Genomic DNA, 26,380 nt, shown 5'->3' on the forward strand with positions numbered 1-26,380 from the left:
ATTCACGTCATCCCCGCGCTTCATGTTTCCATGTGCCGCGCATTCGAGTAATTGAGCCTTATGTTCTGGATTGTCGTTGCGATATTGACGGCGGCTGTCGCCATCGTCCTGATGTACCCGCTGATGCGGAAGACCGAGGCGCCGCAGACGCGCCGCGACGGTGAGGTCGCCGTTTATCGCGATCAGCTGGCCGAACTGGACCGCGAACGCGCCGCCGGCCTCATCGGCGACACCGAGGCGGATTATGCCCGCGCCGAAATCGGCCGCCGGCTTCTCGCCGCCGCCGAAGCGGAAGAGCAACCCGGCAAAGAAACCCGGCCGCGCCGGCACAATCTCGCCGCCAGCCTCATCACGGTTCTGTTGCCCGCGCTCGGTCTCTGTCTTTACATCTGGAACGGCAGTCCGGAGGTGCCGGACATGCCGCTCGAGGCGCGTCTTGAAAAGCCCGGTAACGACATGAACCTGCTGGTCGCCCGAGCGGAACGGCATCTGGCGCAGAACCCGGAAGACGGCGCCGGCTGGGACATTCTCGCGCCGATCTATTTCAAGACATTGCGGCTTGGCGATGCCGAGCTTGCCTATCGCAATGCGCTTCGTATTCTGGGACCGAGCCCGGAACGGTTGACGGGCCTTGGCGAAACGCTGGTGGCCGGCAATGACGGCATCGTCATCGAGGCCGCACGTGCTGCTTTTGCTGAGGCCGAAGAGCTGAAGCCCGGCAATCCGCGCGCCCGTTTCTATCTGGCGCTGTCGCTGGAACAGGCCGGTAAGGCCGAGGAAGCGCGCGCTGCCTTCACTGCGCTGGCGGCCGATGCACCGGCCGGTGCGCCGTGGCTGCCGCTGGTGCGCGAACATATCGCCCGGACCGGCGGCGCGGCGACCCCTGCCGCACCCGGCCCGACCGCTGAGGACATGGCGGCGGCGAAAGACATGACGGCGACGGACCGGCAGGCGATGATCGAGGGCATGGTGGCGAGCCTCGATGCCAAGCTGAAGGAAAACCCGGCCGATTTCGAAGGCTGGATGCGTCTCGTTCGCGCCTATTCCGTGCTGAAGGACGAAGCCAAGGCCGGAGAGGCCCTGCGGGCGGGGCTGAAGGCCTTCCCGCCGGAGGGCGAGCAGGGCAGGCAGCTTCTGGCGCTGGCGAAGGAACTGGGCGTTTCCGCCGGACCGATCCGCATGAACGGGCAGCAGGATGCCGCGCCGCAGGGAGTGACGCAATGACCCGCAAACAGAAACGCCTGGCGATCATCGGCGGCGGCATGAGCTTCATCGTTGCAGCCGTGCTGCTGGTCATGTTCGCCTTCGGCCAGTCCATTGCCTATTTCTATATGCCGGCCGATCTGGAGAAGACCCCCGTCAACCCCGGCACCCGCATCCGTCTCGGCGGTCTGGTGGCGGAAGGCTCGATCAAGCGCGGCGAGGGCCGCACGGTGAGCTTCACGGTGACGGACGGTGAAGCGAACGTGCCGGTCAGCTATACCGGCATCCTGCCCGATCTTTTTCGCGAAGGGCAGGGCGTGGTAACCGAAGGCATGTTCGATGCCGCGACCCACGGTTTCGTGGCGGACAGCGTGCTGGCCAAGCACGACGAGAACTACATGCCGAAGGAAGTGGCCGACCGGCTGAAGGACAAGGGCCTGTGGCAGCACGCGGGAGACGGCGAGGAACCAGCCGCCGCAACGCCAGCGGCCAGCGCACCTTCTTCCGACAAGACAGGAGCGACCAGATGATCAACGAGATCGGCCATTATGTTCTGGTTCTGGCGCTCGGTGTGGGGCTGATCGTCTCGACGCTGCCGGTCATCGGCGCGCGCCGCAACGACCGGGCGCTGATGGATGTCGCCTCGCTCGGCTCGGTCCTGATGTTCCTGCTGGTCGCCTTCTCCTTCGCGGCGCTGACGCGAGCCTATGCCGTCTCGGATTTTTCCGTGCGCAATGTCTGGGAAAACTCCCATTCGCTGATGCCGATGATCTACAAGCTGACCGGCGTTTGGGGCAACCACGAAGGCTCCATGCTGCTGTGGCTGCTGATTCTGGTGTTTTTCAGCGCGCTCGTCGCCGCCTTCGGCCGTAACCTGCCGGAAACGCTCAAAGCCAATGTGCTTGCGGTGCAGGCATGGATTTCGGTCGCCTTCCTGCTGTTCATCCTGCTCACCTCCAACCCGTTCCTGCGGCTGGAGCCGGTGCCCGCCGAGGGGCAGGACCTCAATCCCATTCTTCAGGATTTCGGCCTCGCCATCCATCCGCCGCTGCTTTACCTCGGTTATGTCGGCTTTTCCGTCTGCTTCTCCTTTGCCGTTGCGGCGCTGCTGGAAGGACGCATCGACGCCGCCTGGGCGCGCTGGGTGCGGCCATGGACGCTCGCCGCATGGACCTTCCTGACCGCCGGCATCTCCATGGGCTCTTATTGGGCCTATTATGAACTCGGCTGGGGCGGCTGGTGGTTCTGGGACCCGGTGGAAAACGCTTCCTTCATGCCATGGCTTGCCGGCACCGCGCTGCTGCATTCGGCGCTCGTCATGGAAAAGCGCGAGGCGCTGAAGATCTGGACCGTGCTTCTGGCGATCATGACCTTTTCGCTGTCGCTGCTCGGCACCTTCCTCGTCCGCTCCGGCGTGTTGACCTCGGTGCATGCCTTCGCCACCGATCCGAGCCGCGGCATCTTCATTCTCGGCATTCTGACCGTCTTCATTGGCGGCGCCTTCGCGCTTTTCGCATGGCGTGCACCTTCCCTGAAGGCGGGCGGCCTGTTTGCGCCGATTTCGCGCGAAGGGTCGCTCGTCCTCAACAACCTCATCCTGACGGTCTCGACCGCGACCGTGCTGATCGGCACGCTTTATCCGCTCATTCTGGAAACGCTGACGGGCGAAAAAATCTCTGTCGGTGCGCCCTTCTTCAATCTTACGTTCGGCCTGCTGATGATCCCGATCCTGATCGTCACGCCTTTCGGGCCGATGCTCGCCTGGAAGCGCGGCGATCTTCTCGGAGCCTTCCAGCGGCTTTATGTGGCGGCGGCGCTTGCGGCCCTTGCCGGGCTGACGCTCTGGTACATCGAAAATGGCGGTCCGGTGCTGGCCGCACTCGGCATCGCCGCCGGTTTCTGGCTAATCTTCGGCGCTTTCGCCGATCTCTGGTATCGCGCCAATTTCGGCAAGCTCGCCTTCGGTATCGCGTTTCGTCGCCTGAAGGGCCTGCCGCGTTCGGCCTTCGGTACGGCGCTGGCGCATATGGGGCTCGGCATCACCGTGCTCGGCATCGTCATCGTCACCACTTTCGAGACCGAGACGGTCCTGGAAATGAAAGAGGGCATGGCGGCGGAAGCGGGCGGTTACAGCCTGACCTTCGATGGCGTCCGCCACGCCGTCGGCCCGAATTTCACCGAGGATCGCGGCCATTTCACCGTGCGCAAGGCGGGGGTGGAGGTGGCCGATGTCTGGTCGTCCAAGCGGCTCTATACCGCGCGACGCATGCCGACGACGGAAGCCGGCATCCTGACCTTCGGCCTCAGCCAGCTTTATGTCTCGCTGGGTGACCCCATGGCCGATGGCGGCATGGTGGTGCGCATCTGGTGGAAACCCTTCATCCTGTGCATCTGGGGCGGTACGCTGTTCATGATGGCGGGCGGTTTTATCTCGCTCTCGGACAGGCGTTTGCGGGTCGGAGCGCCGAATCGCAAGGCGAAGCCGGTGCGGGCTGCAATGCCGGAGGCGGCGGAATGAGTGTGGCCTTGTTCCGGGGAACAGGAATGAGGGAGAGAGTGGCAAGGCTCGCTCTTCTTTTCACCCTCATCTTCGCAGCAGCCTCTCCGGCCTTCGCCTTTAACCCGGACGAAGTGCTGAAAGACCCCGTGCTGGAGCAGCGCGCCCGCAACCTCACGTCTCAGCTTCGCTGCATGGTCTGCCAGAACCAGTCCATCGACGACAGCAATGCCGAGCTGGCGCGTGACCTGCGCGTTCTGGTGCGCGAACGGCTGGTCGAGGGCGACAGCGACAAGGCCGTCATCGATTATGTCGTGTCGCGCTATGGCGAGTTCGTGCTCCTGAAACCGCGCCTCAGCCTGCGCACCGTGCTTTTGTGGGGCGCGCCCATCGGTCTCACCCTTGCGGGAATTTTCGCCGTCTTCGTGTTTTCGCGCCGTCGCGCCACCCAGGAACAGCCGCAGAAACTGAGTGCGGACGAAGAAGAACGAATTCGCAATCTCATTGAAAAATAACCGGTTTTCATTTTTCTCCCCGGTTCTTTTTCAACATTACGGATTTTTCATTCGTCAGACACTTCGCCGTAAGGTGTCGCCTCCTATATCTTCATCATCCACCGCTTCTCCCCCGGTCAAACGGGCTCCAGTCTGAATGAAGAAAGAAGGTACACCATGTCTCATTCGCAAAACGGACGTTCCTCGCTGAAGACGGCCTCGCTGAAGACGGCTTTGAAGGCCACGACCGTTGGCGGCCTTGCGGCGCTGATGCTTTCCACCGGCATCGCCGCACCGATCCTCCATTCGTTTGCCGCTCCCGTCGAGGTGAATGCGCCGCAGGTTCAAGCTTCGCCAATGTGGTCGATGCGGTGTCGCCCGCCGTCGTCTCCGTTCGCGTACAGTCGAACGTGCAGCCCGCTTCCGATGACTCCAGCAATTTCTCCTTCAATTTCGGTGGCCGTGGCCTCGACCAGCTTCCGGACGACCACCCGCTGAAGCGCTTCTTCAAGGAATTCGGCGGCCCAAATCAGGATCGCTCCGACCGTGGCCCGAACCGCCACCGTGACGGCAAGGGTCCGCTGCGCCCCGTCGCTCAGGGCTCCGGCTTCTTCATTTCCGAAGACGGTTACATCGTCACCAACAACCACGTCGTCGATGACGGCTCCGCCTATACGATTGTGATGAATGACGGGACCGAACTCGATGCCAAGCTCGTCGGCCGCGATCCGCGCACCGATCTGGCACTGCTGAAGGTCGATGTGAACCGCAAGTTCACCTATGTCCAGTTCGCCGATGACAGCAAGATCCGCGTTGGTGACTGGGTCGTCGCCGTCGGCAACCCCTTCGGCCTCGGCGGTACGGTGACATCCGGCATTATCTCGGCCCGTGGCCGCGATATCGGCTCCGGCCCCTATGACGACTACCTGCAGATCGACGCCGCCGTGAACCGCGGTAACTCGGGCGGTCCCGCCTTCAACCTCAACGGCGAAGTCGTCGGCATCAACACCGCCATCTTCTCGCCTTCCGGCGGCAATGTCGGCATCGCCTTCGCCATTCCGGCATCGGTCGCCAAGGACGTGATCGCCGACCTGCAGAAGGACGGCAAGGTCGAACGCGGCTGGCTCGGCGTGCAGATCCAGCCCGTCAGCAAGGATATAGCCGAATCGCTCGGCCTTTCCGAAGCCAGCGGCGCACTCGTCGTTTCGCCGCAGGCCGGCTCGCCGGGCGACAAGGCCGGTATCAAGCAGGGCGACATCATCACCGCCGTCAATGGCGAGCCCGTCAAGGATGCCCGCGACCTGTCGCGCCGCATCGGCGGCATGGCGCCCAACACCAAGGTTGAAATCTCGCTGTGGCGCGGCGGCAAGTCGCAGCCTGTCACGGTAACGCTCGGCGATCTCGCCAGCGACGATGCTTCCAAGGCGACACCTGCCCAGAACGACGACAAGGGCGGCCAGTCCTCCAGCGAGAAGGTGCTCTCCAGCCTCGGCCTGACGGTTGCGCCCGCCGATGACGGCAATGGCCTTGCCATCACCGATGTCGACCCCGACAGCGATGCCGCCGCCCGTGGCCTGAAGACGGGTGAGAAGATCACCTCGGTCAACAACCAGCAGGTCGCTTCCGCCGCCGATATCGAGAAGATTCTCGAACAGGCCAAGAAGGACGGACGCTCCAAGGCGCTGTTCCAGATCCAGACGGACGATGGCAGCCGCTTCATCGCTCTGGATATCGACCAGGGTTGATAGGCTGAAAGGCGATGCCGGTTCTTTCGGGAGCCGGCGTCGCATCGCGCTCTTGAGATGGGGCGGTTGAGTATGGCAGGGCGTTGCGGCCCGTTTCTTCTCCCCGCCGGGGAGAAGGTGGCCGAAGGGTCGGATGAGGGGGGAACCTCTCGGTAAATCTCTGGCCTTGCCCCCTCATCCCGCTGCCGCGACCTTCTCCCCGGCGGGGAGAAGAAACAAGCGGCGCCCGCCTGATCCATAGGCGATTGTTCCGCCTTGAAGCGCGATGGTGCTTCAAGGCCAGCTCTTCGGAGGAAACCTCATGGAAAACAAGGTTCAGGAAATGTCTGTCGCATCTGTTTCCGGTTGTGCGGAAAAGGGCGAGGGCGCTATTGTCCCGCACATGAAGATTCTTGTCATTGAAGACGACCTCGAGGCTGCGGCCTATATGACCAAGGCGTTCCGCGAAGCCGGGATCGTCGCCGACCATGCGAGCGACGGTGAGAGCGGCCTGTTCATGGGCTGCGAGAACGCTTACGACGTGATGGTGATAGACCGCATGTTGCCGCGCCGTGACGGGCTTTCCGTCATCAGCGAGCTGCGCCGTCGCGGCATCGAGACGCCGGTTCTGATCCTCTCCGCGCTGGGGCAGGTGGATGACCGCGTCACCGGCCTGCGCGCCGGCGGCGACGATTATCTGCCGAAGCCCTATGCCTTTTCCGAACTGCTCGCCCGTATCGAGGTGCTGGGCCGCCGCAAGGGCAAACCCGAGCAGGACATGATCTACCGGGTCGGCGATCTCGAACTCGACCGGCTGTCCCACGATGTTCGCCGCAACGGCAAGGAAATCCTGCTGCAGCCGCGCGAATTCCGCCTGCTCGAATATCTGATGAAGAATGCCGGTCAGGTCGTGACCCGCACCATGCTTCTCGAAAACGTCTGGGACTATCATTTCGACCCGCAGACCAATGTCATCGACGTGCATGTGTCCCGCCTGCGCTCGAAGATCGAGAAGGACTTCGAAAAGCCGCTGCTGAAGACCATTCGTGGCGCTGGCTACATGATGAAGGACGAGGGCTGATTGGCGAAAATGGCCCGCCTCAGAATAGTCTTCCGGTCGACAGCGGTGCGCCTTTCGGCGCTCTATATTCTGCTGTTTGCGCTCTGCGCCGCCTTTCTGGTCTTCTATGTCACTGCCCTTTCCGAACGGCTGCTGAACCAGCAGACGCGCGATGCCGTCTTGCAGGAAGTCTCGGATGTACAGCGCATCTATAATCGCGGCGGCATCAATCCGCTGCTGCGAATGATGGAACGCCGCGCCCGCCAGCCGGGGGCGAGCCTTTACGTCATCGCCGGGCCGAATGGCGAAATCCTTGCCGGCAACGTCGCTTCGGTGCAGCCGGGCGTTTTCGACAAGGAAGGCTGGACCGGTTTTCCTTTCCGTTACGAGCGTTACTCCGAAAGCGGCGACAGCGTGCAGCATCTGGCCACCGCCAATGTCTTCATGCTGGACAATGGCCTGCGCATCCTGATCGGCCGCGACCTCGGCGAACCCACCAAGTTTCGGGCGCTGGTGCGCAACGCGCTGATGGTGGCGCTCGCCATCATGGGCGGCGGCGCGCTGCTCATCTGGTTCGGCATCGGCCGCAACGCGCTGAAACGCATCGACCGCATGTCGGCGGCGACCAAGAAGATCATGGCGGGCGACCTTTCGCAGCGCCTGCCGCAGGGCCGCTCCGGCGATGAATTCGACCGCCTGTCCGGCTCGCTCAACGCCATGCTCGGCCGCATCGAAAAGCTGAATGAAGGCCTGCGGCAGGTCTCCGACAATATCGCCCATGATCTGAAGACGCCGCTGACGCGACTGCGCAACAAGGCGGCCGCAGCGCTTGACGACAATGACGAGACGAAACGGCGCGCTGCCCTTGAAGGCATCATCGCCGAATCCGACCAGCTTATCCGCACCTTCAACGCGCTGCTGATGATTTCCCGCGTCGAGGCAGGTTCAATTGCAGCAGAAATGACCGATGTGGACGTCTCGGCGATTGCAGCCGACAGCGCCGAACTCTACGAGCCGGTGGCCGAGGATGCCGGGCTTGTGCTGGAGGCCGAAATAGAGGCTGACCTGTCGGTAAAGGGCAACCGCGAGCTGATCGGCCAGGCGCTCTCCAACCTCATCGACAACGCCATGAAATATGCCTGCGAGGGCGAAGGCGACAAAAAGCTCGTTGTGCGTCTGGCAAGGGAGCCGGAGGCCATTGTGCTCTCCGTCGCCGATCACGGCCCCGGCATTCCCGCTGACAAACGCGGCGAGGTGCTGAAACGCTTCGTCAGGCTGGATGAAAGCCGCTCGAAACCCGGAACCGGGCTCGGCCTGTCGCTGGTGGAGGCCGTGATGGAGCTGCATGGCGGATCGCTGATGCTGTCGGACACGGATGCCACGAATACCGCCTGCCCGGGGCTGACCGTTTCGATGGTGTTTCCCGTCTCGAAGGCTTAGGCATCGCGGCTGACGATGCCGCTCACCAGGATTTGTGCGCAAAGTCTTCGCCATCCGGAAAATGACTGTTTTTCAAGATTGTATTGCAAGATGATCTGAAGAATAGTCCGATTGATTGACGGCAATGGCTCTATTCGGAAATCGCGTGCGATGGACGAAAGGATGTGTGACGGGTGGCAGCTACGGTTCCCTTGACCGACGACGGGCACGGCCCGATCATTTTGTTCGATGCGGAATGTGTGCTGTGCTCCGTGAATGCGCAATTCGTGCTGCGGCATGACAGGGCCGGATATTTCCGCCTGGCATCCATGCAGGGCGATATCGGCGCGGAAATTTACCGACGTTGCGGCATGGACCCGAAAGATCCGGTCAGCATGCTGGTCGTGGAGGGCGGCAGGGTGCGGCAGGACAGCGATGCCGTGCTGAGCATATATGAAGCGTTGGGCCTGCCCTGGCGGCTGGTCACCATATTACGCATCGTTCCCGCATTCCTGCGCGATCCCGTCTATCGCTTTGTCGCCCGCAATCGCTACCGCTGGTTCGGAAAACGCGAAGAATGCTGGGTAGCACCGCCGGAGTACCGGGACAGAATACTCTAAGCATGGCGGCCCCGGTGAAACGCCTTGCGGCGCTTCACCGGGTGAGGAGGCGTGAGGGCAGGGACGCCCTTTCCTCATTGGGGACGTGGCCGAGCGCGCATCCGTGGCCGCGCGGTTCTCCTGCTCGCGGTTCAGAACGTGTAAGCGACGCCCACCATCGCAAACGGCTGAATATCCTTCTTCGACAGGGGGCTGTCTTTGGCATCGCCCAGCAGGAAGCCGACGCCGCCCGCGCCGGTGATCGACCAGTTCTCGGTGAGGAGGTAAGTGACGGAGGCGCTGGCGTCGATGCGCTTGAAGCCTGATTTCGCGTCGAAGCGGCGCAGGCCGGAGCGGGCGGACTGGGCCGAGGTGACGCCGAAATAGGATTTCATGTGCTTGTCGTCCGCCCAGGTGGCGGAGAGGTCGGCGCCCAGGATGAACTGGTCGACCTTGTGCGAGACGCTGGCGCCGATGGTCGCGGTCAGGCCTTCGCTGCCGTCGATGGTCTTGTCCACCTTGGCGTAGATTTCGAAGGGGTCCACGCCATAGGCGATGACGCCGCCGACCACGCCGGCCGCCTTGATATCGCCCATTCCGCGCAGGTTTTTCCTGTCGTCCTTTTCCTTGCGCCCGGCCTCCCAGCCGCCCTTCACACCCAGCCTGAAACCGTTGTGGTTCAGCAGGTTGACGGTGACGCCGCTGAAATCGATGCTCAGCGTATCTCCATATTCGATGGAAACCAGTGGCACGGCGCCTGCTTCCAGCTTGTCCGAACCCTCATATTTCGGGGCGTAGGCAGCACCGACACCGAGCGTGATCTTCCAGTCGCTGGAACTGCTGTAGCGGGCATTGTCGAAATTGCCCTGCGGATCGGCCACCCGGTCCGATTTGCCGATATCGGCGGCAAAAACGGGGGTGCAGACGGCCTGCGCCATGGGCAGCGTCGTCAGGCAAAGGGCCATCGCGCGCAGGTTCTTTTGCAATTTCGCTGTAAAAATCTGTTTCATGATCATATCCGTTGCAACACCGAGCGTTGGAAAACCGGGGAGTCGGGTTTCGTTGAGGTTGACGCTACGCGGGCACAATTGCGGAGACATTACGGGGTACGGCGCTTTGGAAAACATCGCCACCGGCGGTTTTATGATCGCAAAGCGGCCTGCATTTGTTACAACGCCAGATGTGCGCGCCGGGAGGATTCCGAGAGGTGCGGCGGGAGGGACGTTTCGGGTGTGGCGCATCCAGTCCTGAAAGCCGTATGTCAGGAAGCGGCGAGAGGATAGTCGGAAGAGGGAGAGACACAGTGACGAAACGGGAAACCGCTGAAAGGCGGCTGAGCGAGGTTCTGCCGGGCGTCATCCGCCCCTATACGCAGACGGAACTGAAATCCGTTCTTTCGACGCTGAAGGATATCGGCAAAAGCGAGCCGGCGGTGGCCGCGCTGCTTGCCGGGGAAAGCCCGCTGAAGGAATTTATCGCCGCGGCTTTCACGCTGTCCCCCTATCTGCGTGACATGGCGTCTGCGGATGAGGGGCTTTTGTCGCTGGCGATGTCGAAACCGCTCGAGCCGCTGCTGGCGGGTCTTGTCCATGAGGCGCGCGATTGCTGGAAGCCGGGCGAAGAAGGCGGGGTGCCGAGCGAAAACGAGGTGATGTCGCGGCTGAGGGTAGCCAAGCGGCGGCTCTCTTTCATCGCGGCACTTGCCGATCTCGCGCGCATCTTCACCGCGCACGATACGACACGCTGGCTGAGCGACATGGCGGATGCATCGCTTTCCGCCGCCATCGATCACCTGCTGCTCGCCGCCCATGAGAGCGGCAAGCTGAAGCTCAAGAATGTCGCAGCCCCGAGCGACGGGTCGGGCCTCATCGTGCTCGGCATGGGCAAGCTCGGCGCGCGCGAACTGAACTATTCTTCCGATATCGACGCCGTGGTGTTCTTCGAACCCTCAGCCGGCATCATGGACGATCCCTATGATGCGACGGAGAATTTCGGCCGGATGATGCGCCGTCTCGTGCGCATCATGCAGGAGCGCACGGCCGATGGTTACGTCTTCCGCACCGATCTTAGGCTGCGGCCCGATCCCGGCTCGACGCCGCTCGCCATCCCCGTGGAGGCGGCGCTGCTTTATTATGAGGGCAGGGGCCAGAACTGGGAACGTGCCGCCTATATCAAGGCGCGGCCGGTGGCGGGTGACATCAAGGCGGGTGAGAATTTCCTGCGCGAGCTGACGCCCTTCATCTTCCGCAAATATCTCGATTATGCGGCGATTGCCGATATTCACTCCATCAAGCGGCAGATCCACGCCCATAAGGGCCATGGCGCGATTGCGGTGAAGGGCCACAATGTCAAGCTCGGGCGCGGCGGCATCCGCGAGATCGAGTTCTTCGCCCAGACCCAGCAGTTGATCGCCGGCGGCCGCATGCCGGCGCTTCGGGTTCGCGCAACGCAGGAGGCGCTTGCGGCGCTGACCGAGGCGAAATGGATCGACGCCGAAACGCGTGACAGCCTGACGGAGGCCTATTGGTTCCTGCGCGAAGTGGAGCACCGCATCCAGATGGTGCGCGACGAGCAGACCCATGTGCTGCCCGACACCGAAGCCGAACTGAAGCGCATTGCCTTCATGCTCGGCTTCGAGGACACCAAGGCCTTTTCGGAAAAGCTGGAACAGGTGCTGCGGCTGGTGGAACGGCGTTATTCGGCGCTGTTCGAGCAGGAGGTGAAGCTGTCAGGCGAGGCCGGCAATCTGGTCTTCACCGGCCAGAAGGACGATCCCGATACGTTAAAGACGCTCTCCGCCCTCGGCTTCGAACGGCCGGAGGATATTTCCCGCGTCATCCGCACCTGGCACAATGGCCGTTACCGGGCGACGCAATCGGTTGAGGCGCGCGAACGGCTGACGGAGCTGACGCCGGACCTGCTGCGCGCCTTCGGTGAAAGCAAACGGGCCGATGAGGCGCTGCTGCGTTTCGATAATTTCCTCTCCGGTCTGCCGGCCGGCATCCAGCTCTTTTCGCTGCTCGGAAACAATCCGGCGCTGCTCGACCTGCTGGTGACGATCATGTCGTCCGCACCGCGCCTTGCCGAAATCATCGCCGCCCGCCCGCATGTCTTCGACGGCATGCTGGACCCGGCATTGATGAGCGACGTGCCGACGCGCGACTATCTCGCCCACCGCATGGGAAGCTTTCTCTCCAATGCCCGCCACTACGAGGATATTCTCGACCGGCTGCGTATCTTTGCTGCCGAACAGCGGTTCCTCATCGGCGTTCGGCTGCTGACCGGTGCGATCCGCGGCGAGGTCGCTGCCCGCGCCTTCACCCATCTTGCCGATCTGGTGATCGAGGCGGCGCTGAATGCGGTTCTGGCGGAGATGGAGGCGGCACATGGGCCCTATCCCGGCGGGCGCGTGGCTGTCATGGGCATGGGCAAGCTCGGCTCCTTCGAGCTGACGGCCGGTTCGGATGTCGATCTCATCCTGCTTTACGATTATGACGATGCCGCCCATGAATCGACCGGCGCAAAGCCGCTCGATGTCGTGCGTTACTTCACCCGCGTCACGCAAAGGCTGATTGCGGCGCTTTCCGCACCGACGGCAGAGGGCGTGCTTTACGAGGTGGACATGCGGCTACGCCCCTCCGGCAACAAGGGGCCGGTGGCGACCCGCATTTCCGCCTTCGAGAAATACCAGCGCGAGGAAGCCTGGACCTGGGAGCACATGGCACTGTCCCGCGCTCGCCTGATCTGCGGCGATGCTTCGCTGATGGAGGACGCGCGCCGCATCATCGCTTCCATCCTGTCGCAAAAGCGCGATGTGGCCAAGGTCTCGGCCGATGTGCTGGAGATGCGCAGCCTGATCGAGCAGGAAAAGCCGCCGGAAAACAACTGGGATTTCAAGCTCATCAATGGCGGGCTGATCGACCTCGAATTCATCGCTCAATATCTGGCGCTGGTGGGACCGGTAAAGGGGCTTGCCGCGCATGAACCGGGGCGCAACACGGCCGAGGCGCTGCAGGCGCTCGCCGCCCCTGTCATGGAGCCGCAGGCCTTTGATGACTGCATGGCGGCGATGGCGCTCTACACCGAAATCTCGCAAATCGTGCGGCTATGCATCGATGGCGCCTTCAACCCGAAGGAAGCGCCGGCGGGCCTCACCGATCTCGTTTGCCGGGCGGGTGATTGCCCTGACATTCCCACATTGGAGGGTGAGGTGAAGCGGCTGGCGAAGGCGGTGCGGAAGGCGTTTGTGGGGACGGTGAAGAATGGTGGTTGATGTGGGTGGGTGAGGCTTCACCCCCTTCTGCCCTGCCGGGCATCTCCCCCTCAAGGGGGGAGATCGGTATGCGGCAACAGCGCGATCATCTCAAATGTTGCGAATTTGGCGAGGAGCATCCGTCTAGCTGATCTCCCCTTTTGAGGGGGAGATGCCCGGCAGGGCAGAGGGGGTATCGCGCACTCGACCTTTACGTATTGCAGGACAGTCAGCGCCCCCGACGCCACCTCAATGCACCGTCCCGCAGCACCCCGCCGAATGTGGAATGATGATCGTCACCACGGTGCCACGGCCCTCACATGAGCGGATTTTCATCGTCCCGCCATGCAGCTTCACCAGCGAGCGGGAAATGGCGAGCCCGAGGCCGGAGCCGCCCTGGCTCTTGGCATATTGGCTCTGCACCTGTTCGAAAGGCTGGCCGATCTTGTTGAGCGCCTGGGCGGGAATGCCGATGCCGGTGTCTGCGATGGTGAGGATCATCGCGGCCTGATGCACATGGGTGCGCAGCGCGATGCGACCGCCATCGCCGGTGAATTTCACGGCGTTGGAGAGCAGGTTGAGCATGATCTGCTTCATGGCGCGACGGTCGCCCTGCATGGTCAGCCCAGCGCAGACCTTCTGCTGCACGGTGATGTTCTTCTGCTCGGCCTGAATGGCGGTCAGCCGCAGGGTTTCCTCGATCAGCGGCGCGAGATCGATCGTCTCGCGGTTGATGCGCATATGGCCCGCCTCGATCTTCGACATGTCGAGAATATCGTTGATGACGTTGAGCAGGTGTTTGCCGCTATCGTGAATATCGCGGGCATATTCGGAATATTTCGGCGAGCCGACCGGTCCGAACATTTCGTTCTGCAGGATGTCGGAAAAGCCGAGGATGGCGTTGAGCGGCGTGCGCAGCTCATGGCTCATATTGGCGAGGAATTCGGATTTCGCCCGGTTGGCGGCCTGCGCGCGTTCTTTTTCGGCGAGGTAATTGGCATTGGCGTCAGAAAGCTCGGTCTTCTGCCGCTCCAGCTTGTGCTGCGAGGCGGAGAGATCGCCAATGGTGGCCATCAGCCGGCGCTCGGAATCGCGCAGTCGTTCCTGATGGCGCTTCAGAAGGGTGATATCGGTGCCGACCGAGACGAGACCGCCATCGCGGGTGCGGCGTTCGTTAATTTGCAGCCAGCGGTCATCAGCAAGCTGCACTTCCGTGGTGCGTGACAGGCCGGACTGGTCGGGGTCGGCAACGCGACGTTCAACGACGGGGCGGGCGGCTGCGGCATAGACGGTACTTTTTTCCGTGCCGGCCACCAGCACGCTGTCCGGCAGGCCATAGGCCTTCTGGTAATGGGTGTTGCACATCACCAGACGGTCGTTCTTGTCCCATAGCACGAAGGCTTCCGAGGTGGATTCGATGGCGTCGGCAAGGCGCTGGTCGGCCTCGGCGTAACGTTGCGCAAGGCGGTGCTGCTCGGTCACATCCATGGCGATGCCGATGACGCGCGGGCCGTTATTGGTGCGGATGACCTGGGCGCGGGCGCGCAGCCAGACATAATGGCCCTTGGCATGGCGCATGCGGAAGATCTGATCAATCTGGCGCAGGTTGCCGCAGCCGACGGCACGGGCAAGCTCATAGAGATTGCCGTCTTCGGAATGCATCATGCGGGCGGCATCGGAGAAGGAAAGCGGTGCGGCCTTCGGCGGCAGCCCGAGAATTTCATAAAGCGAACCGGACCAGAACATGCGCCGGCTGGAAAGATCGAAATCCCACAACCCGCATCGACCGCGAGACAGCGCGGTTTCGACCCGCAGGTTGGATTCGGCGAAGATATCGTCGGCGTCGCGGGCACGCTTCACCTGCATGTAATAGGCATAGAGCACGACCAGCAGGATCGAGGAGATACCGGCGAACAGCGTCACGTTCATGGCGATTTCGCTGCGCCAGAAGGAACGGATCGGCTGCAGCGAGCGGGCCGCGATCACCATCGCGCCATCGTCACCGAAGGGGATCATCGTCGCATAATGCTGCTGGCCGTCAATATTGGTCTCGATGGTGCCGGGCGCGCCGGGGAAACGCTGCACGATGGCGATTTCCGGAAGCAAAGCCGGCAGCGACGTGCCGATATAAAGCATCGCTTCCTTGCCGGCGCCCGCGAAAATGCGGCCATTGCTGCCCGAAAGAAGCACCATCGTACCATCGGCAAGGCTGCCGGACGGCAGCGCCGCGACGAGGTTGGCTTCGGCGCGGGCACGATCCTGCGCGGTGAAGACGGTATCGTTGTTGAGAAGGGCCGCTTTGGCCGTCAGCGCCGTCAGCGCCGTGGAATGGCGGGCGGCCTCTTCCATGCGGCTATATTCGGCAACGATGCCCAGCATGCGCGAGGCCGCGACGACGACGAGAAAGGCGAGGATGAGAATGGGAATAAGACGTTTCAGCAGGGTCTCGACCTGCGGCATCGGGCGGTCGGAGCCATTCATCAAACCCATCAGGTCGCTGGAAAGCCTTTCGCCCCAGGCCGCAAGATCAGAAAATTTGGCATACGGCCGCTCATCGCCCGCAGTCGCCCGCCGCACGTTCGTCATTGTCCCGCCTTCAAGATGTCCCCAGTGATTCGAAGCGCCGCCGCTCGAATATGACTAGTGAATCAAATGCGATTCGCCGTGTCCAGAGGCAAAAGTTAAAAGAATTTTAACCCCTTGAACCGACTCCGTATTTTTTCGGGACGGTACGGGATGCAAGGACTTCTGGTGTCGTTACACCCACATTTCCTCATTCCTGTGCTTGTCACAGGAATCCAGCCGACACGCGTCTGCGTGGCGAAAAGAGTCCTTTCAGCCCAAGGACTTGGGCTGACTGGATTCCTGTGACAAGCACAGGAATGAGGGTTGCGGAGCACTCCGGCAGTCCGTTTCGAACTGCCGGAAAAGCGAGGGAAATCAGCCCTTCAGGATGCGCCCGACGATATCGCTTACATCCGTCGATAGTCCCTTGGCGTCGGCGATGGTCGAAAGCGCCGCCTTGGCGTGTTCGGCGCGGCTTGCCTCCAGCGACCGCCAGGAGCGCATGGACGTGAGAATGCGGGCGGCAAGCTGCGGATTGCGCTTGTCGATGGCGATAATCTGCTCGGCCAGGAACCGGTAAGCGGCGCCATCGGCTCGGTGGAAGCCGGTGGGGTTGGCGAAGGCAAGCGTGCCGACGAGCGAGCGGACCCGGTTCGGATTGGTGGCGATGAAATGTTTCGATTTCATCAGTGCCTTGATCCTGTCGAGTGCGCCGTCGCCCGGAATAGCGGCCTGCAGCGAGAACCACTTGTCGAGCACCAGCGCATTGTCAGCAAAGCGCTTTTCGAAGGCGGCAAGCGCTTCCTTTGTTTCCGTGCTTTCCGGGAAACGCTGGGTCAGGACGCTGAGCGCATGCGCAAGATCGGTCATGTTGGTGGCCTCAGTAAAGGCCTTCGCCGCGCGGGCCGGCGTTTCCTCGGCAAAGGCGAGGAAGGTCAGCGCGCCGTTGCGCAGCGAACGGCGTCCCGCACTTGCCGCATCCGGGCTGTAGGCCTCGCCATCAGCCGTGCTGTCGGCAAGCCGCCGCAGCGTTTCGAGCCCGGCCGTCGCAATGGCCTTGATGGTGGCGTTGCGCGCCTTGTGGATGGCGTCCGGATCGTTGTCGCCGCCCATTTCGCGGGCGATATCCGTTTCGCTCGGCAAGGCCAGCGCCTGCGCCCGGAAGGCGGGCTCAAGTGCGTCGTTGCCGATGATTTCGATGAGCGTTGCGGTCAGCTCCGCATCCGTTTGAACGTCCTTGCCATTCTGCACGGCCCTGGTGGCGGCAATCAGCGCCGGCAGGGCAAGATCGGTCAGCGCCTGGAAGCGGGCGAACATATCCGTCTCATGCCGGGCGATCTGCACCAGATCGGCCGCATTCTGCTCGAAATCCAGATTGATCGGCGCCGAGAAGCTGCGGTTGATCGACAGCACCGGCCGCGAGGAAATGCCGGAGAAGGAGAATGTCTGGTTGCGTTCCGTCAGGTGCAGCACGCCGTCGCGATACTCGCCGCCTTCGACGGCCTGAGGCTCGGCGATCTGGCCGTTATCGAGGATCAGCGCCAGCGACAGCGGAATATGACGCGGCTGCTTCACCGGTTGGCCGGGCGTCGGCGCGGTGGTCTGTTCCAGAGTGAGCTTGAATGTGGACTTGCCCGCATCATAAGCCGAGGAGACGGAGACGAGCGGCGTGCCCGCTTCGGTGTACCACAGCGAAAACTGCGAAAGGTCACGGCCGCTGGCGTCCGCGAAGCTCCTGACGAAATCCTCGACGGTGGCGGCTTCGCCGTCATGGCGCTCGAAATAGAGGTCCATGCCCTTCTTGAAGTCGTCCGCGCCGAGGATCGTGGCGATCATGCGGGTGACTTCGGCACCCTTTTCATAAACGGTCGTTGTGTAGAAATTGTTGATTTCGCGATAGGTATCGGGGCGCGGCGGATGGGCCAGCGGGCCGGAATCCTCTGGAAACTGCTCCGATTTCAGGTGACGCACATCGGCAATGCGTTTGACCGGCCGCGAGCGCATGTCGGCGGAAAATTCCTGATCGCGATAGACCGTCAGGCCTTCCTTCAGGCACAGCTGGAACCAGTCGCGGCAGGTGATGCGGTTGCCGGTCCAATTGTGGAAATATTCATGCGCAATGATGCGCTCGATATTGGCGTAGTCAGCATCGGAGGCGGTTTCCGGGTCGGCCAGCACGAATTTGTCGTTGAAGACGTTGAGACCCTTGTTCTCCATCGCGCCCATGTTGAAATCCGATACGGCGACGATCATGAAAATATCGAGGTCGTATTCGCGGCCGAAGCGCTCTTCGTCCCATTTCATCGAACGCTTCAGCGCGTCCATGGCATAGGCCGCACGCGGCTCCTTGCCGTGCTCGACATAAATCTTCAGCGCCACATCGCGGCCGGACATGGTGGTGAAGGTATCTTCCACCACGCCGAGATCGCCGGCGACGAGTGCGAAAAGATAGCTGGGCTTCGGATGCGGATCGAACCATGCCGCAAAGTGACGGCCTTCATCGTAATTGCCGCCGCCGAGGAAATTGCCGTTCGAGAGCAGCAGCGGATTGCCTTCCTTCGCCGCGATGATCGTCACCGTATAGGGCGCCAGAACATCCGGCCGGTCCGGGAAATAGGTGATACGGCGGAAACCTTCCGCCTCGCATTGGGTGCAATAGACGCCATTGGTGCGGTAAAGCCCCATCAGCTGCGTATTGACCTGCGGATTGATGTAATTGGTAACGCAGATTTCGAAGGGCGCCTCCGCCGGCAGGTCGCGGATGGTCAGGCTCTCCGGCGTCGCCTCATATTGACCGGCGGGAAGTTCCACCTGGTCGAGCAGCAGGCTGGAAAGCTTCAGCTCGTCGCCATCGAGAACCAGCGGCGCCTGCCGCTCAGCGCCTTCGCGCCGGTGAAAGATCAGACGGGCTTCGACCTTGGTATTCTTGGGGTCGAGTTCGAAGGTGAGATCCACCCGCTCCAGAACGAAATCGGTGGGGCGGTAATCTGCCAGGTGAACGATCTGGCCCGTGTCTGTTCGCATGACTGTCCCTGAATAACTTTGCGTGGTCTTCCCGGCATCATGTCGTCATAAGGCCCGGATGTAAAATGGGTAGAATATTCGTCACGTTCATGTGCGCGTCGGAGGACGTTCTGTCCCGCCATGGAAGGCTTTGCCGGCCATGCAGACAATCCTCCCGCCGCCGGACCTGTGGACCATGGCAGCAAATGTTGAACGATTGCTGAAATTATATTTTATTTTCTTCAAATTTTAGCGCGCGTCGCTTTTGGTTTGCATCATTTCCGCAGCTACGAAAACAATCCCTCCCCAAATCAACGGAATTCACGGGTAAATCACATTTTTTGTTGTAAAGCGCCGGGGGAATGCTCTAGCCTTGCGCAAATCCAATTCCCCTGCGTCGTCCTCCCCGCATGAAAAATCTCCCGATGGCGTGTTTGCGCAGCCGATATGAGTAGTTGCCAATGAACGCCGAACCGATGAATCCCTTTCGCGGGATTAGCCTGAAGCTGATTTCGGTCGGCTTTTTTCTTGTCATGCAGACCTGTATCAAGGCCGCAGGCGATGTGCCTGCCGGCCAGATCACCTTCTTCCGCTCCGCTTTCGCCATTCTCCCGATTGTGGTCTATCTGGCGTGGCTGCACGCGCTGACCAGCGCGCTGCACACCAATAATCTTTTCGGCCATTTCAAGCGCGGTTTTCTGGGCATCCTGTCCATGGCCTGCGGCTTTTACGGGCTGACCATGCTGCCGCTGCCGGAATTCATCGCCATCGGTTATGCCTCGCCGCTTCTTGCCGTCGTTTTTGCCGCCGTCATCCTGCATGAAAAGGTGCGCATCTATCGCTGGAGCGCGGTCTTCGTCGGCATGACGGGCGTGCTGGTGATTCTCTGGCCGAAGATGACGCTTCTGAGGGAAGGTGGTTTTGCCGCAGGCGAGGGGCTGGGGGCCATTGCCGTATTGTGCGGTGCGGCGCTCGGCGGTCTGGCGATGATCCAGGTCCGGCAACTGGTGGAAACGGAAAAGACGCCGACCATCGTGCTCTATTTTTCGCTCACCGCCACCCTGCTGTCGCTCGTCAGCGTGCCTTTCGGCTGGAGCGCGCTGAGCATGCCGCAGGCCATGCTGCTGATCACCAGCGGCATCTGCGGCGGGGTTGCGCAAATCTTCCTGACGGAGAGTTATCGGCACGCCGAAGTCTCGGTCATCGCGCCCTTCGAATACAGCTCCATTATCTTCGGCATCGCGGTCTCCTACATTCTGTTCGGAGATATACCCACGGTGACGATGCTGATCGGCACGGCCATCGTTATCCTCGCCGGCATCTTCATCATCTTCCGCGAGCATCAACTGGGTCTGGCAAGACGGGCGGCCCGCAAGGCCTCGACGCCGCAGGGGTGACGGAACTCAAATCTGCGCGTCTTGCCTGTTTCCAGGACAAGCGCGCGGCATTCTCAACCACCGAATTTCACGAAAAATGCTTCTCCTCCGTCATCCCGGCCTTGAGCCGGGATCCAGCCGACGCGGCTCTCACGCGGCGAGAAGAGTCTTTTCAGCCCAAGGACTTGGGCTGGCTGGATTCCGGCTCAAGGCCGGAATGACGGATTGGATGACGCATGGTGGAAGACAAGATTGAGAGTGCCGTTTTTCGTCTCAACCGGCGTTAACGGAAGAAGGGACGGCTGGGCGCGCACTACAACCTTGTGACTCGGTTCAAGACTTCGTCGCAGCCTTTCAAAAAAACCACAAAAGCAAAAGGCGCCTTCCCGAAGAAAGACGCCAGCGCGCAATCGTATCTGTGGACCAGCGCTAGACTGGCCTGAGTGCTTCTCAGCGCTCGCGGAAATCCGCGAAGACTGCCGAGGGACGCGTCACGCGGACCTGCTGCATGGCAGCGCGTGCGGTCATCTGTTCGTTTGCGGCAGCGCCGAAACGATGGTAGCCCTGACTGGAGCGAGGGCCGAGGCCCGCCAGGCGGAGCGTTTCAAAGCCGGAATGTACCGGACGGAAGCGAGTGGTCATTGCCTTGGTTCCTTAAACCTATTCCTCCCAAGACATGGGGCCTATATCGCAGCGCAGCATGGATTCGGCAAGCTGAGCAAATGCGCCGCTGTTATGCGCATTGTGCATGGCTTTTTTCATAATTCATTTACATTGAGCAAGAATAAGGCAATCAGCCTTCGGCAATCTTTGCCTGAAAAGCCAATAAATCCTGCCATGCCAATGACTTGCTGGCAGGCGCATTCAAAAGTTCCTGCGGATGCAGGCTGGCCAAAGCCGGCAAAATCAGGTGTCCGGCTGCGACATCACGCCACTGTCCGCGCAGCGTATGGATCGTGCCGGTACCGCCAAAGAAGAAACGTGCGGTAAAGTTGCCGAGAAGCAACAGGTGTTTCGGCTCCGCCAAGGCGATCTGACGCTCGATAAAGGGGCGGCAGATATCCATTTCGGCCTGAGTCGGCGGGCGGTTGCCCGGCGGCCGCCAGGGCACGACATTGCCAAGCATGATGGTACTGCGCTCAAGCCCGATGGCTGCCAGCATGCGGTCGAGCAACAGCCCGGTCTTGCCGGCGAAGGGCAGGCCTTCGCGGTCGTCATCGCCATCCGGCATCGGGCCGATGACCATGATGGCGGAGGCGGGGTCGCCTTCGGTAAAAATCGTATTGCGCGCGCTGTTCTTGAGGTTGCAGCCGCTGAAACCGTCGAGTGCGGTTTTCAGCTCGGCAAGCGATCTTGCGCTTTCGGCTGCAAAACGCGCCGCCGCCACGGCCTGCTCGTCCGGCATGGCGACATTCTGCTGAATGGCGGGGGCCGCCGGTGCGCCGCGCGCCGGGGCGCTGCGCGTCGTCGCCTGCCGCTGAGGCGCATCGGCACGGCGGTCCGCCGGCCTTTCCATCTGGCGTGAAGCTGCTGCGGTCTCCTGCGCAGGCGCGGATCGGGCCGGGCGGGCGGCGGCAAATTCGGCGAAACGGTCGACCGGGGTCTCTTCCAGCAGCCAGTCCACGCCCGCATCCGCATGGAAATGCAAGAGGGCGGCGAGTTCGGCCGGGGAGAGGTCGTGAGCGGCGATCATGGGCGGAAATTACCCCATGTTCCCGGCCCGGGAAACCCGCAAATCACACTGTCCAGCGCTGAATATCGCCGCTTTCGCCGATCATGGCCAGACCATGGGCAATCGAGAGCAACTCGCCGCCGCTTTCGATCCGGTCGGCGTCGAAACGGCGGGTGAAAAGCTCCCGAACCGCCGGCACGAAGGAGGTGCCGCCGGTCAGGAACACCTTGTCGATGGCTTGGGGCGCGACTTTCGTCTTTTCCAGAACCTCGTCGAGCGCTTCTTCTATCTTGGCGAGGTCTTCAGCGATCCAGTTGTTGAAATCGCTGCGCTTCACCATCTTGCGGCCGGCCTTGCCCAACGGTGCGAAGTTGAATTCCGCTTCTTCCGCCGAGGAGAGCGCCATCTTGGTGGCGGAAATCGCCTGATAGAGCGGGTAACCCTCGTCATGTTCGACCAGATCGATGAAGAGTTCGAGCTTTTCCGGCTCCAGCGCCGAGCGCACCAGCGATTTGAGGTCGGTGAACTCCTTCGAGGTCTTGAAGATCGACAGCTGGTTCCAGCGGCCGAAATTCACGTAATAGCCGGAGGGCACGTCCAGCACCTTGTCGAAGCTCTTGAACTTGCTGCCCTTGCCGATTTCCGGCGAGACCAGATTGTCGATCATGCGGAAGTCGAAATGATCGCCCGCCACGCCGACGCCGGAATGGCCGATGGGGGTGGCGGAAAGCTTGCCGGCATGGGTCTCGAAGCGGATCAGCGAATAGTCCGTCGTGCCGCCGCCGAAATCCGCCACCAGCACATTGGCGTCCTTCTTCAGGCTCTGGGCGAAATAATAGGCGGCCGCCACCGGCTCATAGACATAGTGGATTTCCGGGAAACCGGCGCGGGTGAGCGCCTCGTTGTAACGGGCGAGCGCCAGCGTTTCATCCGGATTGCTGCCGGCAAAACGCACCGGCCGGCCAGCGATGACGGTGGAGACGTCCCCCGGCCATTCCTCGCCCGCATAGGCCTTCAGCTTGCGCAGGAACACGTCCATCAGATCCTCGAAGCTCTGGCGCTTGGCGAAGATCAGCGTGCCCTGAAACAGCGGCGAGGCCGCGAATGTCTTGATCGATTGCAGGAAACGGCAGTCGCCGGCATTGTCGATGAATTGCCGGATGGCGGCATGGCCGGCTTCCACATGCAGGGCGGCCGCACCGAGGCCGGCATCCTTCATGAAGGAGAGCGCCGTGCGCATGCTGTCATCCGTGCCCGCGCTGCTGGTGAAGCGCATGGAACGGCTGGCGCCGCCCGTGTCGGAAAGAGCCATGACCGTGTTGGTCGTGCCGAAATCGAGGCCGAGAGCCCGCTTTTGCGTCATCGCCATATCCTTGTTGCCGATAGAAACACCCGCCCGGCCTGAAAGGCGGCCCGGCGTGAAAATAAGGGATGCCTTTGGCACCCCGATGTCAGAGGAGGGCGGTTGATTGCACAGGGCAGACGGAATGGCAAGCTTTTCCCCCGCCGTTTTTCGCAGATTGACGGCAGCGTCTGCCGGGGAGGGAAGATGGTAAACGATCTGCCTCCGCACTCATGAAAGAGCGCGGCAGTTTTTTGACAATGTTCTTAGGCGTTTGTGGCTATGCCGGTACGAAGCCGCTGCCGTGGAACAGCGCAATGGCAGCCGGCGCGCATGCATTGTTTTTGTACTGGCGGAGCCCGACGATAAGGGGTTAATTCAACGCTCCCTTCGGTTTTGCCTGTCGCTTTGTCATCTGGAAAATTCAATGTCCCGCAAGACGACCAGTTCCAACTTCGACAATGTATCGCCGGATCATCCCGGTCTCGTTCGGGGCGATGCTGGCGTTTTCAACCGTCAGCTCATGAACCTTCTTGAGGCATCGCAGCAGGGCTATGCGCTGTTCGATGGCGAGGACAGGCTGTGTTTTGCGAATGCGGCTTTCCGCAAGGCGCTGGATGTCGCGCCGGATGAATTTCCAAGCTGGGTCGAGTTGATGCGCAGCGGCTACGGCAACTCCACCGGCACCGCAATCGAGACCTCCGACTTCGAAGTCTGGTTGCGTTCCGCCAGGACGAGGCGCGGCAAGCTGCCTTTCCGCACCATCGAAACCAGCCTTAATGACGGGCGCTGGGTATTGACGACGGAAACGACTTTGCCGGGCGGCTGGATGCTGTGTGTCATCACCGATATTTCCGAACTCGGCATAGAGCTTCGCGACCTCAGGCAGGAGCGCGACAGGGCGCTCAAATCCGCCCTCAGCGACGAGTTGACGGGGCTCGGCAATCGCCGTTACCTGATGGACAATCTGGGCCACAGCCTCGGCCCCCACAAGGCGCAGGCGCTGGCTCTGGTGCTGCTCGATATCGATCATTTCAAGAGTATCAACGATCGCTTCGGCCATGCATCGGGCGACAGGGTGCTGAAACATTTCGCCGAAAAACTATGCGCCGCCGCCGGTCGCGACGATCTCATCGGGCGTATCGGCGGCGAGGAGTTTCTGCTGGGGCTGAGCGGTGCGCGAATGCACAACGCCGAAAGCGTCGCCGAAGCCCTGTTTGCGTCGCTGCGGGAAGCCTCGCCGCTCGAACAGGTCCCGGATTTCCGTTACACCTGTTCGGCGGGCATTGCCTTCGTGCGCCCCGGCGATTGCGCCGCGGAAGCGCTGCGTCGGGCGGATACGGCGCTTTATCGGGCCAAGAATACGGGGCGCAACCGCTTCGTCATCCACGATGCGCCCAGTTGATAACGCGCCGTCGCGGCCTTAATTCGACTTCGCCGCGCCGCCATCCACCCGCAGCATCGTGCCGGTGATGTAGCTTGCCGGAACCGAGCAGAGGAAAGCGCCGGCGGCGCCGAATTCCTCCACCGTGCCGAGACGGCCGGCCGGAATGCTCTTGACGGAAGCCTCGCGAATTTCCTCGACGCTTTTGCCAAGACGCTTGGCGTTCGCGCCATCGAGCTCATCGATGCGGTCGGTATGGATGCGTCCGGGCAGCAGCAGGTTGGAGGTGACGCCGAAGGAGGCCACTTCGGAGGATAGCGTCTTGCTCCAGCCGACCAGTGCGCCACGCAGCGTATTGGACAGCGCCAGATTGGCGATCGGCTCGAACACGCCGGAGGAAGCGACGGTCAGGATGCGGCCGAAACCCTGTTCCTTCATCTGCGGCAAAAGCGCATTGGTAAGCGTGATGACGCGCATCACCATCGACTGGAAGAAGGTATCCAGCTTGTCGGCGGTTATCTCCTGCGCAAGTCCCGGCGTCGGGCCGCCGGTATTGTTGACGAGAATATCGATGCCGCCGAGCTTTTCCCTGACGGCCTGAACCATGGCCTCGACGAAATTGTCCTCGGCCAGATCGCCCCAGACCCAGTCGGCCTTGCCCTTGCCGAGCGCATTGATCGCCTTGCAATTCGCCTCCAGCTTCTCGCCGCTTCTGCCGACGAGAAGGACATGTGCGCCTTCTTTCGCCAGCGCGGTGGCAATGCCCAGCCCAAGGCCGCGAGAGGAGGCGAGAACGAGGGCGCGTTTGCCGGAAATGCCGAGATCCATGGGTTTTGTCCTGTCTTGTGAGTGCTCAATGTGCTGTTTATAGAGCATTTCCAGGAAAAGTGGACCCCGGTTTTCCGTCTGGAAATGCCACAAAACAAAGAGTTAGAGCGTTTTCTTGATTCGAGGAAAAGAGAAAACGCTTCGAGGAAGGTGGCGTCCGATTTTGAAGGTAAAATACAGGTCATGACAGAACAATCCCTGCTCAAATTCTCCATTGCCGTCACGGTTATGCTGGCGCTCTTCGGCATCGGCGCAGGCCTGTTCTCCGGCTCCTTCGCCGTGGTTTTCGATGGTGTCTATGCGCTGACGGATGCTTTCATGACGGTGCTGGCGCTGCTTGTCGCGCGGCTGATCGCCGCTTCCGCCGCGCCCAAACCCGGCGGCCGGCTGGTGGAGCGTTTCACCATGGGCTTTTGGCATCTGGAGCCGATGGTGCTCGGGCTTAACGGCACGCTCCTGATGGGTGCGGCGATCTACGCCCTCATCAATGCCGTCGACAGCCTGATGGATGGCGGCAGATCGATCGAGTTCGATTACGCCATCGTCGTCACCTTCGTCAGCTTCGCCGTCTCGCTCGCCATGGCGTGGTTCGTCAAACGGCAGAACCGTCGGCTGAAATCCGCCTTCGTGGCGCTGGACGCCAAAAGCTGGCTGATGAGCGCGCTTCTGAGCATGGCGCTCTTCGTCGCCTTCGCCGTGGGTTACGGGCTCACGGGAACAGCGCAGGCATGGCTGGCACCCTATATCGACCCGGCCGTGCTGGCGCTGGTCTGCCTCGTCATCATCCCCATGCCGCTCGGCAATGTGAAACAGGCGCTCGCGGACATCCTTCTGGTGACCCCGCTGGAATTCAAGCAGCATGTGGACCGGGTGGCCGCCGAGACGGTGGAGAAATTCGGCTTCTCTTCCCACTATTCCTATGTCGCCCGTGTTGGCCGCGGCCGTCAGATCGAACTCTTTTT

Annotated in this window: 18 protein-coding genes and 1 pseudogene; 12 read left to right on the forward strand and 7 right to left on the reverse strand. The window is 61.7% G+C overall.

Annotation, left to right across the window (positions count from 1 at the left end):
• The first annotated feature begins 60 nt into the window (after positions 1–60).
• From ccmI to L904_RS04785, 8 genes and pseudogenes are all read left to right on the forward strand, one after another.
• Entirely contained in the window at positions 61–1,224 is a 1,164-nt protein-coding gene (gene ccmI, locus L904_RS04750) for a c-type cytochrome biogenesis protein CcmI (protein WP_020808639.1), read from the forward strand.
• The gene (gene ccmE, locus L904_RS04755; protein WP_020808640.1) at positions 1,221–1,733 is read left to right on the forward strand and encodes a cytochrome c maturation protein CcmE; all 513 of its coding nucleotides are present in this window, start codon (positions 1,221–1,223) and stop codon (positions 1,731–1,733) included. Before ccmI ends, ccmE begins: the two co-directional genes overlap by 4 nt.
• The gene (locus L904_RS04760) at positions 1,730–3,721 is read left to right on the forward strand and encodes a heme lyase CcmF/NrfE family subunit (RefSeq protein WP_020808641.1); all 1,992 of its coding nucleotides are present in this window, start codon (positions 1,730–1,732) and stop codon (positions 3,719–3,721) included. Before ccmE ends, L904_RS04760 begins: the two co-directional genes overlap by 4 nt.
• Before the next feature lie 26 nt (positions 3,722–3,747).
• Positions 3,748–4,215, forward strand: a complete 468-nt coding sequence (locus L904_RS04765) for a cytochrome c-type biogenesis protein CcmH (RefSeq protein WP_020808642.1) — start codon at positions 3,748–3,750, stop codon at positions 4,213–4,215.
• A 156-nt stretch (positions 4,216–4,371) separates the two neighbouring features.
• A pseudogene (locus L904_RS04770) lies at positions 4,372–5,939 on the forward strand (Do family serine endopeptidase).
• 301 nt (positions 5,940–6,240) lie between these two features.
• Positions 6,241–6,999, forward strand: a complete 759-nt coding sequence (locus L904_RS04775; RefSeq protein ID WP_031233368.1) for a response regulator transcription factor — start codon at positions 6,241–6,243, stop codon at positions 6,997–6,999.
• A gap of 9 nt (positions 7,000–7,008) precedes the next feature.
• Positions 7,009–8,418, forward strand: coding sequence for a HAMP domain-containing sensor histidine kinase (locus tag L904_RS04780; RefSeq protein WP_035263154.1), 1,410 nt, complete (start codon positions 7,009–7,011; stop codon positions 8,416–8,418).
• A gap of 173 nt (positions 8,419–8,591) precedes the next feature.
• Positions 8,592–9,017, forward strand: a complete 426-nt coding sequence (locus L904_RS04785; protein ID WP_031233369.1) for a thiol-disulfide oxidoreductase DCC family protein — start codon at positions 8,592–8,594, stop codon at positions 9,015–9,017.
• A gap of 131 nt (positions 9,018–9,148) precedes the next feature.
• On the opposite strand, the gene L904_RS04790 is transcribed toward L904_RS04785, so the two are convergent.
• Positions 9,149–10,012, reverse strand: coding sequence for a MipA/OmpV family protein (locus L904_RS04790; protein ID WP_031233370.1), 864 nt, complete (start codon positions 10,010–10,012; stop codon positions 9,149–9,151).
• Between the two features lie 287 nt (positions 10,013–10,299).
• Between L904_RS04790 and L904_RS04795 the strand changes: the two genes are divergently transcribed.
• Positions 10,300–13,269 (forward strand): bifunctional [glutamine synthetase] adenylyltransferase/[glutamine synthetase]-adenylyl-L-tyrosine phosphorylase, encoded by a 2,970-nt coding sequence (locus L904_RS04795; RefSeq protein ID WP_020808647.1) that lies wholly within the window; start codon positions 10,300–10,302, stop codon positions 13,267–13,269.
• Positions 13,270–13,497: 228 nt separating this feature from the next.
• Here L904_RS04795 and L904_RS04800 read toward each other — a convergent pair whose 3' ends face one another.
• Together L904_RS04800 and pepN are read right to left on the reverse strand one after the other, a co-directional pair.
• Positions 13,498–15,834, reverse strand: a complete 2,337-nt coding sequence (locus tag L904_RS04800; RefSeq protein WP_020808648.1) for a PAS domain-containing sensor histidine kinase — start codon at positions 15,832–15,834, stop codon at positions 13,498–13,500.
• 354 nt (positions 15,835–16,188) lie between these two features.
• The gene (pepN, locus tag L904_RS04805) at positions 16,189–18,837 is read right to left on the reverse strand and encodes an aminopeptidase N (protein WP_020808649.1); all 2,649 of its coding nucleotides are present in this window, start codon (positions 18,835–18,837) and stop codon (positions 16,189–16,191) included.
• Between the two features lie 440 nt (positions 18,838–19,277).
• Here pepN and L904_RS04810 point away from each other — a divergent pair, with 440 nt between their 5' ends.
• Positions 19,278–20,213, forward strand: coding sequence for a DMT family transporter (locus L904_RS04810; RefSeq protein ID WP_020808650.1), 936 nt, complete (start codon positions 19,278–19,280; stop codon positions 20,211–20,213).
• Positions 20,214–20,642: 429 nt separating this feature from the next.
• Here L904_RS04810 and L904_RS04820 read toward each other — a convergent pair whose 3' ends face one another.
• From L904_RS04820 to L904_RS04830, 3 genes are all read right to left on the reverse strand, one after another.
• Positions 20,643–20,834 carry a hypothetical protein gene (locus L904_RS04820; RefSeq protein ID WP_003509784.1) on the reverse strand — a complete coding sequence of 64 codons (192 nt, stop codon included), beginning with the start codon at positions 20,832–20,834 and terminating at the stop codon, positions 20,643–20,645.
• A gap of 151 nt (positions 20,835–20,985) precedes the next feature.
• Positions 20,986–21,885, reverse strand: a complete 900-nt coding sequence (locus L904_RS04825) for a uracil-DNA glycosylase family protein (protein ID WP_020808653.1) — start codon at positions 21,883–21,885, stop codon at positions 20,986–20,988.
• Positions 21,886–21,928: 43 nt separating this feature from the next.
• Complete coding sequence (locus L904_RS04830; RefSeq protein WP_031233371.1) at positions 21,929–23,227, reverse strand: Hsp70 family protein; 1,299 nt, start codon at positions 23,225–23,227, stop codon at positions 21,929–21,931.
• Positions 23,228–23,633: 406 nt separating this feature from the next.
• On the opposite strand from L904_RS04830, the gene L904_RS04835 reads away from it, so the two are divergent.
• Positions 23,634–24,611, forward strand: a complete 978-nt coding sequence (locus L904_RS04835) for a sensor domain-containing diguanylate cyclase (protein ID WP_020808655.1) — start codon at positions 23,634–23,636, stop codon at positions 24,609–24,611.
• Positions 24,612–24,629: 18 nt separating this feature from the next.
• Here the strand turns inward: L904_RS04835 and L904_RS04840 are convergent, their stop codons facing one another.
• On the reverse strand, positions 24,630–25,418 hold the full coding sequence (locus L904_RS04840; RefSeq protein ID WP_020808656.1) for an SDR family oxidoreductase: 789 nt from the start codon (positions 25,416–25,418) through the stop codon (positions 24,630–24,632).
• A 183-nt stretch (positions 25,419–25,601) separates the two neighbouring features.
• On the opposite strand from L904_RS04840, the gene L904_RS04845 reads away from it, so the two are divergent.
• Positions 25,602–26,380 (forward strand): cation diffusion facilitator family transporter (locus L904_RS04845; protein WP_059775493.1); only part of this gene is annotated, 779 nt, incomplete at its 3' end.

The sequence above is a fragment of the Agrobacterium sp. LY4 genome, assembly GCF_001526585.1.
GTDB classification, from domain to species: Bacteria; Pseudomonadota; Alphaproteobacteria; order Rhizobiales; family Rhizobiaceae; genus Agrobacterium; species Agrobacterium leguminum.

What these genes read in the sequence shown, in the direction of transcription:
- L904_RS04760 (WP_020808641.1), top strand. Translation starts at nt 1,730, where the DNA reads ATGATCAACGAGATCGGCCATTATGTTCTGGTTCTGGCGCTCGGTGTG.
- L904_RS04775 (WP_031233368.1), top strand. Translation starts at nt 6,241, where the DNA reads ATGGAAAACAAGGTTCAGGAAATGTCTGTCGCATCTGTTTCCGGTTGT.
- L904_RS04835 (WP_020808655.1), top strand. Translation starts at nt 23,634, where the DNA reads ATGTCCCGCAAGACGACCAGTTCCAACTTCGACAATGTATCGCCGGAT.
- ccmI (WP_020808639.1), top strand. Translation starts at nt 61, where the DNA reads ATGTTCTGGATTGTCGTTGCGATATTGACGGCGGCTGTCGCCATCGTC.
- L904_RS04830 (WP_031233371.1), bottom strand. Translation starts at nt 23,227, where the DNA reads ATGACGCAAAAGCGGGCTCTCGGCCTCGATTTCGGCACGACCAACACG.
- ccmE (WP_020808640.1), top strand. Translation starts at nt 1,221, where the DNA reads ATGACCCGCAAACAGAAACGCCTGGCGATCATCGGCGGCGGCATGAGC.
- L904_RS04810 (WP_020808650.1), top strand. Translation starts at nt 19,278, where the DNA reads ATGAACGCCGAACCGATGAATCCCTTTCGCGGGATTAGCCTGAAGCTG.
- pepN (WP_020808649.1), bottom strand. Translation starts at nt 18,837, where the DNA reads ATGCGAACAGACACGGGCCAGATCGTTCACCTGGCAGATTACCGCCCC.
- L904_RS04765 (WP_020808642.1), top strand. Translation starts at nt 3,748, where the DNA reads ATGAGGGAGAGAGTGGCAAGGCTCGCTCTTCTTTTCACCCTCATCTTC.
- L904_RS04800 (WP_020808648.1), bottom strand. Translation starts at nt 15,834, where the DNA reads ATGACGAACGTGCGGCGGGCGACTGCGGGCGATGAGCGGCCGTATGCC.
- L904_RS04820 (WP_003509784.1), bottom strand. Translation starts at nt 20,834, where the DNA reads ATGACCACTCGCTTCCGTCCGGTACATTCCGGCTTTGAAACGCTCCGC.
- L904_RS04840 (WP_020808656.1), bottom strand. Translation starts at nt 25,418, where the DNA reads ATGGATCTCGGCATTTCCGGCAAACGCGCCCTCGTTCTCGCCTCCTCT.
- L904_RS04790 (WP_031233370.1), bottom strand. Translation starts at nt 10,012, where the DNA reads ATGATCATGAAACAGATTTTTACAGCGAAATTGCAAAAGAACCTGCGC.
- L904_RS04825 (WP_020808653.1), bottom strand. Translation starts at nt 21,885, where the DNA reads ATGATCGCCGCTCACGACCTCTCCCCGGCCGAACTCGCCGCCCTCTTG.
- L904_RS04780 (WP_035263154.1), top strand. Translation starts at nt 7,009, where the DNA reads ATGGCCCGCCTCAGAATAGTCTTCCGGTCGACAGCGGTGCGCCTTTCG.